The following is an 8,962-nucleotide window of genomic DNA, read 5'->3' as shown; positions in this document are numbered from 1 at the left end:
ATGGCGGTGAACAGGGCGTACAGCACGCAGGTCAACCACAGGCCTTTGTGGGCAAACAAGGCCACGCTGATGGCGTTGACCAACACCCAGACCAGCCAGTTTTCAAGGTATTTGCGGCCCAGCAAAACCTGCCCCACCAAGCTCAAAGCGGTGGGCAGCGCGTCCCACCAGGCCACATCGCTGTCGGTGAAGCGTTGCAGCAGCAGGGCCAGTGCAGGCCAAAGCGCGGCACTGCCGACCAGCACCACGAGCCAGCCGCGCACAGACAGGCACTGAATGGCGAGGGTGGGTTGGTCGTCGTCCGCCTTGCGAAGCCATTGCCACCAACCCCACAGGGAAATGGCCACAAACACCAGTTGCAGGCTCGCTTCGCCGTACAGCAGACTGTCTTTGAAGACGAAGAAATAAAGCAGGGCGCTGGCGATGGCCAGTGGCCAGCCCCAATGCCATTGTTGGATGTTGCAAACCACCATGGCCAAGCCGAGCACAAAACCCGCAATCTCGACCAGAGACATCATTTGGCGATTTGAACGTAGATCTCGTTGGGTTTGACCATGCCCAACTCTTGCCGTGCACGCTCTTCCACCATGTTCAGGCCTTCTTTGAGGTCATTCACCTCGGCGCTGAGCTGGTCAATTTTGCGGTGCGCCTCTGCGTTCTCGGCCTTTTGTTCCTGCAAGGCCCGCTCCAACTCGGCAACGGTGGGGATGCCGCCTTTGCCCCACCACAGTTGGGCCTGGATGATCGCCAGCAAGGCGATCAGCACCATTGGAACGAGGCGGTTGCCCATGACCTTCAGGGCTTAGCGCAGGTTGTAAAAGGCGGCGCGGCCTGGATACACCGCCACTTCGCCCAAGTCTTCTTCGATGCGCAGCAGCTGGTTGTACTTGGCCATGCGGTCTGAACGGCACATGGAGCCGGTCTTGATTTGACCGGCATTCAGGCCCACGGCGATGTCGGCAATGGTGCTGTCTTCGGTCTCGCCTGAGCGGTGGGAGATCACGGCGGTGTAACCGGCGCGTTTGGCCATTTCGATGGCCTCGAAGGTTTCGGTCAGGGTGCCGATCTGGTTGATCTTGATCAAGATCGAATTGGCAATGCCTTTGTCGATGCCTTGCTTGAAGATCTTGGTGTTGGTCACGAACAGGTCGTCACCCACGATTTGCACGTTTTTCGCCAAGCGGTCGGTCAGCACTTTCCAGCCGTCCCAGTCGTTTTCGGCCATGCCGTCTTCGATGCTGATGATGGGGTATTTGTCGCACCAGGTGGCCAGCATATCGGTCCACTGCTCGGACGTCAGCGAGATGCCGCCTTCACCCGCCAACACGTACTTGCCGTCTTTGTAGAACTCGCTGGCGGCGCAGTCCAGGCCAATGGCGATCTGCTCGCCTGGGGTGTAACCGGCTGCGGCAATGGCATCGAGCACCATCTGGATGGCCGCTTCGTGGCTGTCGACGTTGGGGGCAAAACCGCCTTCATCGCCCACGGCAATGCTCATGCCCTTGTCGTGGATGATTTTCTTCAGGGCGTGGAACACTTCTGCGCCCCAGCGCACAGCTTCGCGGAATGACGGTGCGCCCACGGGGATGATCATGAACTCTTGCAAGTCCAGGTTGTTGTTGGCGTGTGCGCCGCCATTGATGACGTTCATCATCGGCACGGGCAGCTGGTTGCCATTCATGCCGCCAAAGTAGCGGTACAGGGGCAGGCCGGATTCTTCGGCAGCAGCACGGGCCACAGCCATGGACACGGCCAGTATGGCGTTGGCGCCCAAGCGGCTCTTGTTGTCGGTGCCATCCAGATCGATCAGGGTGCGGTCCAAAAAGGCTTGCTCGGAGGCATCGAGGCCCAGCACGGCTTCGGAGATTTCGGTGTTGATGTGTTCCACGGCCTTGAGCACGCCTTTGCCCAGATAACGTTTCATGTCGCCGTCACGCAGCTCGATGGCTTCCCGGCTGCCTGTTGATGCACCCGACGGCACAGCGGCGCGGCCCATCACACCAGACTCCAACAGCACGTCGCATTCGACGGTCGGGTTGCCGCGGCTGTCCAAAATTTCACGGCCAACAATGTCAACAATTGCACTCATGGGAGAACTCTCTCAAAATTGAAAAATAAATCGGTTGGAGCCGTTCAAAAACTCAAACGCCCTCCACGGCCACCATGCAAAAGATGGCAGCGCCTGCCCGGGCTTCCCGGGCTTTGCGGTACTCGGGCAGTTCGTAAAACGCCTTGGCGGCTTCGAAGCTTGCAAACTTCAAAATCACGATACGTTCGGGCGCCCAGTCGCCTTCCATCACTTGGACTTGGCCTCCGCGTACACACACTTCGGCACCGGCCGTTTTCATGGCGGCGGTCGACCACTTTTTGTACTCTTCGTACTGGGTGGGGTTGGTCACTTGGACGTTGGCGATGATATAGCCGCTCATGCGAAATCTTCCTCTAAAAATGGGTTCTTTTTGGTGACGGTATCCAGCTGAACGAGCGTCTCGAGCAGGGCTTTCATCTTGCCCAGAGGCACCGCGTTGGGGCCATCGGACCAAGCCTCTTGAGGCTTGGGGTGGGTTTCCATGAACAGACCTGCTACGCCCGCTGCAACACCAGCGCGGGCCAGCACCGGCACCATCTCGCGCGCGCCGCCGCTGCTGGTGCCTTGGCCACCCGGTTTTTGCACCGAATGGGTCACATCGAACACCACCGGAGCGCCGGTCTTGCGCATTTCGGCGAGGCTGGTCATGTCGGCCACCAGGTTGTTGTAACCAAAGCTCACACCGCGCTCACAGGCCAAAAAGTTGTCTTCGGACAAACCAACTTCGCGAGCAGCCGTGCGGGCCTTGTCGATGACGTTTTTCATGTCCCAAGGGGCCAAAAACTGGCCCTTTTTGATGTTCACCGGCTTGCCCGACTGGGCCACAGCGCGTATGAAATCGGTCTGTCGGCACAAAAACGCGGGGGTTTGCAGCACGTCGACCACGCTGGCCACGGTTTGGACCTGTGACTCTTCGTGCACATCGGTGAGGATGGGCACGCCAATCTGGCGGCGCACCTCGTCCAGGATCTTCAGACCCGCATCGATGCCCACACCGCGCTGGGTGCTGCCCGATGAGCGGTTGGCTTTGTCGAACGAGCCTTTGAAAATGAAAGGGATACCCAAAGACGCACAAGCTTCTTTCAGCCGCCCGGCCACCTCGATGGACATTTCCAGACCTTCAATCGAGCAGGTACCTGCGATCAAAAAGAAGGAGCGGTTCAGGCCAACGTCAAATCCGCAAAGTTTCATGGCTTGTTCCAGTGCAAGGGGGTTCTCAGGCGGCCGCTTGGTGTGCGACGGCGGCTTTGATGAAGGCATTGAACAGCGGGTGGCCATCCCATGGGGTGGATTTGAATTCAGGGTGGAACTGCACGCCCACGTACCAAGGGTGAACGCTTTGTGGCAATTCGACGATTTCGGTCAGCTGCTCGCGCTGGGTCAAGGCCGAGATGATCAGGCCCGCTTTGCGCAGCGTGTCCAGGTAATTCACGTTGGCCTCATACCGGTGGCGATGGCGTTCGGTGACCACATCACCATAAATCTGGTGAGCCAGTGTGCCTTTGGCCACGTCGGAGCTTTGTGCGCCCAAACGCATGGTGCCGCCCAGATCGGAGTTTTCGTCGCGCACTTGGATCGAGCCATCGGCATCTTTCCACTCGTTGATCAGGGCGATCACGGGAAAGGGCGTTGCCGGTTCGAACTCGGTGCTGTTGGCGTCCTTCATGCCGGCCACATGGCGGGCATACTCGATGGTGGCCACCTGCATGCCCAAACAAATGCCCAAGTAAGGCAGCTTGTGGGTGCGGGCAAATTGTGCGGCTTCGATTTTGCCTTCCACGCCACGTTTGCCAAAGCCGCCAGGCACCAGCACGCCATCGAAGTGGGCCAGACTGGCCACGGTCTCAGGGGTGATGGTTTCGGAGTCGATGTGCTCAATCTTCACGCGCACATGGTTGCGCATGCCCGCATGGCGCAGCGCTTCGTTGACCGATTTGTAGCTGTCCGACAGCTCGACGTATTTGCCCACCATGGCAATCGTCACTTCGCCTTGTGGGTGCTCGGTGTCGTGCACCAAGTCATCCCAACGCTTCAAGTTGGCAGGGGGTGTGCTCAGACGCAGTTTGTCGCAAATCAGGCCGTCAAGGCCTTGCTCATGCAGCACGCGGGGAACTTTGTAGATGGTGTCCACATCGGGCATGGAGATCACGCCCCAGCTTTGCACGTTGGTGAACAGCGAAATCTTGTCGCGCTCATCGTCCGGAATGTAGCGGTCCGCCCGGCACAGCAGGGCGTCGGGCTGAATGCCGATTTCGCGCAGTTTTTGCACCGTGTGTTGGGTGGGCTTGGTCTTGAGTTCGCCCGCTGCCGCGATCCAGGGCACGTAGGTCAGGTGAACAAATGCCGCGTTGTTGGCCCCCAAGCGCAGGCTGAGTTGACGCACGGCCTCCAGAAAAGGCAGCGACTCGATATCGCCCACGGTGCCGCCGATTTCGACGATGGCCACATCCACCGCTTCAGGCGTGCCGTAGCCTGCGCCGCGCTTGACGAAATCCTGAATTTCATTGGTGACATGGGGTATGACCTGCACGGTCTTGCCCAAATAGTCGCCACGGCGCTCTTTTTCGAGCACACTTTTGTAGATTTGGCCGGTGGTGAAGTTGTTGGCCTTCTTCATCCGGGTGTTGATGAAGCGCTCGTAGTGGCCCAAATCCAGGTCGGTTTCTGCGCCGTCGTCGGTCACAAACACCTCGCCATGCTGGATTGGCGACATGGTGCCGGGGTCCACGTTGAGGTAGGGATCGAGCTTGATGAGGGTGACAGACAGGCCGCGAGATTCGAGGAGTGCGGCGAGCGATGCGGAGGCGATTCCCTTGCCCAGGGAAGACACCACACCGCCGGTGACGAAGACGAATTTGGTCATGTCCAAGACGGGAGCCTTCAGCCCCCGGTATGTGGAAATCGTGATTATAGACAGTCACGTCTGATACATTCCCGGGCATGAGTACATTGGCTGGAAAACACATCGTTCTGGGCTTGTCTGGCGGCATTGCGGCCTACAAGTCGGCAGAACTCTGCCGCGCTTTGGTCAAAGCCGGGGTCACCGTTCAGGTGGTGATGACCGAGGCCGCTGAGCAATTCATGACGGCGGTGACCCTGCAAGCCCTGTCGGGTCGGCCGGTTTACACGTCACAGTGGGATCCGCGTGAGGCCAACAACATGGCGCACATCAATTTGAGCCGCGAGGCCGATGCGATCGTGGTGGCCCCCGCCAGCGCCGACTTCATGGCCAAACTGTTGCACGGCGGCGCCGATGAGTTGCTGAGCCTGATGTGTCTGGCCCGTCCCATCGACAAAGTGCCGCTGATCGTGGCCCCGGCCATGAATCGGCAAATGTGGTCCAACCCCGCCACCCGGCGCAATGTGGCCCAGCTCCAGGCCGATGGCATCCATGTGCTCGACGTGGGGCAGGGCGACCAAGCCTGTGGCGAAACGGGTGACGGGCGCATGCTCGAAGCCGACGATATTCTGGAAGAGCTCGAGGCGTTTTTTACGCCCAAAGTGCTGGCCGGCCGTGCGGTGCTGGTCACAGCCGGTCCGACTTACGAGGCAATTGATCCGGTGCGCGGCATCACCAATTTGTCGAGCGGGAAGATGGGTTTTGCCATTGCCCGAGCGGCGCGTTTGGCGGGGGCTGAGGTGACTTTGATTGCTGGCCCGGTGAGCCTCGCCACGCCCCGAGGCGTGAAGCGCGTGAATGTGCGCTCAGCCCGCGACATGCTGCTGGCGGTGCAAGCCCATCTGCCTGCCCAAGGCGTTTTCGTGGCCACCGCTGCTGTGGCCGACTGGCGTCCAGACCACTCGGCCGAGCAAAAAATCAAGAAAGATGGCTCGGGTCAAACCCCTGAGTTGGCCTTTGTCGAGAACCCCGACATTTTGGCGACCGTGGCCCAGTCGGCTGCAGCGCAAAAAGGGGCGCTCTTTTGCGTGGGCTTTGCCGCCGAAAGCCACGACCTGCTGGCTCACACCACAGCCAAGCGCCTGCGCAAACTGGTGCCGCTGCTGGTGGGTAACATTGGTCCGGCCACGTTCGGGCAAGACGACAATGCCTTGCTGCTGGTCGACGAGGCAGGCGCCCGAGAACTGCCGCACGCCAGCAAGCAGGTGCTGGCCACGCAACTCATCGAAGACATTGGCCAGCGTTTGAAATAGGCCTTTCCATCCTCAGCCCAGCGCTCTGCGGGAGTGGCCCGGTATTTTTCAATTCAGGATTGCACATGAACATCGACCTCAAAATCATTGACGCCCGCATGGCTGTCCAGTTGCCCGCCTACGCCACCCCCGGCAGTGCTGGCTTGGATTTGCGGGCCTGCCTCGATGCGCCGTTGACCCTGCAGCCCAACGCCTGGCAGTTGGTGCCCACCGGCATTGCGGTGCACTTGAAAGATCCGGGCCATGCGGCCATGCTGCTTCCGCGCTCCGGTTTGGGCCACAAGCATGGCATCGTGCTGGGCAATCTGGTGGGCTTGATCGACAGCGATTACCAAGGTCAACTCATGGTCAGCGCCTGGAACCGCAGCGATGTGGCCTTCACCATTGAGCCGATGGAGCGCATCGCGCAAATGGTCATCGTGCCGGTGGTGCAGGCCACTTTCAACGTCGTCAGTGAATTCGACGCGCCCAGCGAACGGGGTGAGGGCGGTTACGGCTCTACCGGCAAAAAATAAGCTTTAACCGCCAACCTGCAGCGGTTCACTCAGTGCAGGGTAGGGCCCATGGGCGTGTCTTCATCGCCCACTTCGATTTTGAAGAAGCCGGTGCCGCAACTGCCACTGCCCACTTCGGCCTCGGTCGGCTCGCGCACCGACTCGACCTTGAGGTGCAAACGCAAAGCGATGCCTGACAGCGGGTGGTTGGCGTCCAGCACCACGTGCTCAGGGTAGATCTCAGTCACGGTGTAGAGGGCATTGCGCGGCGCATCGGGGTTGCAACCTTCGGGCAGGGCAGTGCCTTCGATCGTGAGGCCAGGTTCGAGCCCCTCAGGGAACAAGGCCAGTGGCTCTAAAAACAGCAGGTTTTCATCGAAGTCACCAAAAGCGTCTTCGGGCTCCAGGTGCAGGTCGACCTTGGCACCGCGTTCATGGCCCTGCAGAGCCTCTTCGATCTTGGGCAGCAGGTCTTGGCCGCCAATGAAAAATTCCACGGGTTCGTCCAGGGTGTCGAGCACTTCGCCCAGCGTGTCTGTGAGTGTCCAGGTCAGTGCGACCACAGAAGGTGTCTTGATTTCCATACGACAATTGTCGCAGTTTGGCGGCCAGTTTTTGACCGTCGACGCTTTGAAGTGCCAAGCTCGCCCCAGCTGCGGCCATTGAATGGAATTGCACATGCACACAGATCACCCTTTGGCCTTGCTCGGCGGCTTGACGCCCAGCCAATTCATGAAGCGCCATTGGCAAAAAAAACCTTTGTTGGTGCGCAACGCCATCCCCGGATTTGTGCCGTGCATAGGGCGCACAGAACTGGTGGCGCTGGCCGCGCAAGAGGGTGTGGAGTCGCGCTTGATCGTGGATTCGCCCAAAGGCTGGAAGATGAAGCATGGCCCATTGGCCAAGCGCAGTTTGCCGCCCTTCAGTCAGAAAAAATGGACGTTTCTGGTGCAGGGCGTGGATTTGCACCACGACGGCGTGCATGCGTTGATGCAGCAGTTTCGCTTTGTGCCGGATGCACGTCTGGACGATGTGATGATCAGCTATGCCAGCGATGGCGGTGGCGTCGGGCCGCACTTTGACAGCTATGACGTATTTTTGCTGCAAGCCCATGGCCAGCGACGTTGGCGCATTGGTCGCAACAAAGACTTGACACTGCAGGAGGGGGTGCCGCTGAAGATTTTGCAAAATTTCAAGGCTGAAGAAGAGTTTGTGTTGAACCCCGGTGACCTGCTTTACTTGCCCCCGAAATACGCGCACGACGGCATGGCCGAGGGAGAGTGCATGACCTGGTCGATTGGTTTTCGGGCACCCCAAGAGCGGGAGTTGGCCCGAGAACTCTTGCTGGGCTTGGCCGATGAGGCTTTCGAAGGGGTGGGCGCGGCCTTGTACCGCGATCCGCGTCAGCCTGCGGTAACGTCTTCTGCTGCCATTCCTGCTGCTTTGGCCGACTTTGCGCGCCAAGTGGTCAATAAAGCGCTTAAAAACCCGGATTTACTGGACAGTTTGTTGGGTGAATACCTGACCGAGCCCAAAGCCCACGTCTGGTTTGAAGGGCTCGAAAAAGAGCCTGATTTGTCTCAGGGTGTTTGGCTCGATCGACGCACCAAAATGATGTACGACCATCGGCATGTGTTCATCAACGGTGAGAGCTTTCGGGTGGGTGGCAAGGATGCGCGCTTCTTGCGTCAATTGGCAGACAGCAGGTGTTTATCTTCAACATCTTGCGCCAAATTGAGTAATCCAGCCAAAGAGGCTTTGCTCGATTGGATGTCGGCAGACTGGTTGAAACCTGCTCAGGATTTTCCCGGTTGAGGGTGATTTTGAAGGTTTCGCGTCAGCTTGGTGCGCTGAATATCGACGCAGATTAGGGAAAACGATATAATCTTGTGCTGAGTGCAGAAGAGCTCGAGTGCTTTTGTCTCGGTTCAAGTTTTTTTGAATCAGTCTTCGACAATTTCCGGAAATTGTTTTTTAACCCCTAATTGGAAAATCATCATGAACAAGTCCCTCGTTTTGGCCGCCATCATCGCTGCTGCTGCTTTGTCCGCTTGCGGTAAAAAGGAAGAAGCCGCTGCTCCAGCCGCTCCAGCACCTGTTGCCGCTCCAGCCCCAGCCCCAGCCGCTGACGCATCTGCCGCTGCGCCAGCTTCTGCACCTGCATCTGACGCAGCTGCTGCCAAGTGATGGGTCGCCGCTCTCCCGGTTTACCGGGACAGCAATAAAA

11 protein-coding genes are annotated in these 8,962 nt (G+C 58.9%); 4 read left to right on the top strand and 7 right to left on the bottom strand.

Features of this window, described 5'->3' with window-relative positions:
- The 6 genes from pnuC to Q0O19_RS12900 all read right to left on the bottom strand — a co-directional run.
- Positions 1-518, bottom strand: a 518-nt coding sequence (gene pnuC / locus Q0O19_RS12925; protein ID WP_295523624.1) for a nicotinamide riboside transporter PnuC, incomplete at its 3' end; no start/stop codon positions are given.
- Positions 515-790, bottom strand: coding sequence for a cell division protein FtsB (ftsB, locus tag Q0O19_RS12920; RefSeq protein ID WP_295523622.1), 276 nt, complete (start codon positions 788-790; stop codon positions 515-517). The genes ftsB and pnuC, both read right to left, overlap by 4 nt.
- A 12-nt stretch (positions 791-802) precedes the next feature.
- A complete protein-coding gene (gene eno / locus Q0O19_RS12915) occupies positions 803-2,089 on the bottom strand; it encodes a phosphopyruvate hydratase (protein WP_295523620.1) in 1,287 nt (428 codons plus the stop codon).
- Positions 2,090-2,141: 52 nt separating this feature from the next.
- Positions 2,142-2,429, bottom strand: coding sequence for a DUF1330 domain-containing protein (locus tag Q0O19_RS12910; RefSeq protein WP_295523618.1), 288 nt, complete (start codon positions 2,427-2,429; stop codon positions 2,142-2,144).
- Positions 2,426-3,280 carry a 3-deoxy-8-phosphooctulonate synthase gene (gene kdsA, locus Q0O19_RS12905; protein WP_295523616.1) on the bottom strand — a complete coding sequence of 285 codons (855 nt, stop codon included), beginning with the start codon at positions 3,278-3,280 and terminating at the stop codon, positions 2,426-2,428. Before kdsA ends, Q0O19_RS12910 begins: the two co-directional genes overlap by 4 nt.
- 25 nt (positions 3,281-3,305) lie before the next feature.
- A complete protein-coding gene (locus tag Q0O19_RS12900) occupies positions 3,306-4,952 on the bottom strand; it encodes a CTP synthase (protein ID WP_295523614.1) in 1,647 nt (548 codons plus the stop codon).
- A gap of 77 nt (positions 4,953-5,029) precedes the next feature.
- Between Q0O19_RS12900 and coaBC the strand changes: the two genes are divergently transcribed.
- Both coaBC and dut read left to right on the top strand, forming a co-directional pair.
- On the top strand, positions 5,030-6,241 hold the full coding sequence (gene coaBC, locus Q0O19_RS12895; protein ID WP_295523612.1) for a bifunctional phosphopantothenoylcysteine decarboxylase/phosphopantothenate--cysteine ligase CoaBC: 1,212 nt from the start codon (positions 5,030-5,032) through the stop codon (positions 6,239-6,241).
- A 65-nt stretch (positions 6,242-6,306) separates the two neighbouring features.
- Positions 6,307-6,756 (top strand): dUTP diphosphatase, encoded by a 450-nt coding sequence (gene dut, locus Q0O19_RS12890; RefSeq protein WP_295523610.1) that lies wholly within the window; start codon positions 6,307-6,309, stop codon positions 6,754-6,756.
- Between the two features lie 29 nt (positions 6,757-6,785).
- On the opposite strand, the gene Q0O19_RS12885 is transcribed toward dut, so the two are convergent.
- The gene (locus Q0O19_RS12885; RefSeq protein WP_295523608.1) at positions 6,786-7,319 is read right to left on the bottom strand and encodes an FKBP-type peptidyl-prolyl cis-trans isomerase; all 534 of its coding nucleotides are present in this window, start codon (positions 7,317-7,319) and stop codon (positions 6,786-6,788) included.
- A gap of 94 nt (positions 7,320-7,413) precedes the next feature.
- Here Q0O19_RS12885 and Q0O19_RS12880 point away from each other — a divergent pair, with 94 nt between their 5' ends.
- Both Q0O19_RS12880 and Q0O19_RS12875 read left to right on the top strand, forming a co-directional pair.
- Complete coding sequence (locus tag Q0O19_RS12880) at positions 7,414-8,550, top strand: cupin domain-containing protein (RefSeq protein WP_295523606.1); 1,137 nt, start codon at positions 7,414-7,416, stop codon at positions 8,548-8,550.
- 183 nt (positions 8,551-8,733) lie between these two features.
- The gene (locus Q0O19_RS12875; RefSeq protein ID WP_295523604.1) at positions 8,734-8,922 is read left to right on the top strand and encodes a hypothetical protein; all 189 of its coding nucleotides are present in this window, start codon (positions 8,734-8,736) and stop codon (positions 8,920-8,922) included.
- Positions 8,923-8,962 lie beyond the last annotated feature (40 nt).

Source organism: Limnohabitans sp. Rim8, assembly GCF_945869175.1.
Taxonomy (GTDB): domain Bacteria; phylum Pseudomonadota; class Gammaproteobacteria; order Burkholderiales; family Burkholderiaceae_C; genus Limnohabitans_A.
The sequence above is the reverse complement of the archived record's forward strand: the minus strand, read 5'-3'. Positions and strand labels throughout refer to the sequence as shown.

Coding starts and splice junctions, on each gene's coding strand:
- coaBC (WP_295523612.1), top strand. CDS start 5,030: ATGAGTACATTGGCTGGAAAACACATCGTTCTGGGCTTGTCTGGCGGC.
- ftsB (WP_295523622.1), bottom strand. CDS start 790: ATGGGCAACCGCCTCGTTCCAATGGTGCTGATCGCCTTGCTGGCGATC.
- Q0O19_RS12880 (WP_295523606.1), top strand. CDS start 7,414: ATGCACACAGATCACCCTTTGGCCTTGCTCGGCGGCTTGACGCCCAGC.
- Q0O19_RS12900 (WP_295523614.1), bottom strand. CDS start 4,952: ATGACCAAATTCGTCTTCGTCACCGGCGGTGTGGTGTCTTCCCTGGGC.
- kdsA (WP_295523616.1), bottom strand. CDS start 3,280: ATGAAACTTTGCGGATTTGACGTTGGCCTGAACCGCTCCTTCTTTTTG.
- eno (WP_295523620.1), bottom strand. CDS start 2,089: ATGAGTGCAATTGTTGACATTGTTGGCCGTGAAATTTTGGACAGCCGC.
- Q0O19_RS12875 (WP_295523604.1), top strand. CDS start 8,734: ATGAACAAGTCCCTCGTTTTGGCCGCCATCATCGCTGCTGCTGCTTTG.
- Q0O19_RS12910 (WP_295523618.1), bottom strand. CDS start 2,429: ATGAGCGGCTATATCATCGCCAACGTCCAAGTGACCAACCCCACCCAG.
- Q0O19_RS12885 (WP_295523608.1), bottom strand. CDS start 7,319: ATGGAAATCAAGACACCTTCTGTGGTCGCACTGACCTGGACACTCACA.
- dut (WP_295523610.1), top strand. CDS start 6,307: ATGAACATCGACCTCAAAATCATTGACGCCCGCATGGCTGTCCAGTTG.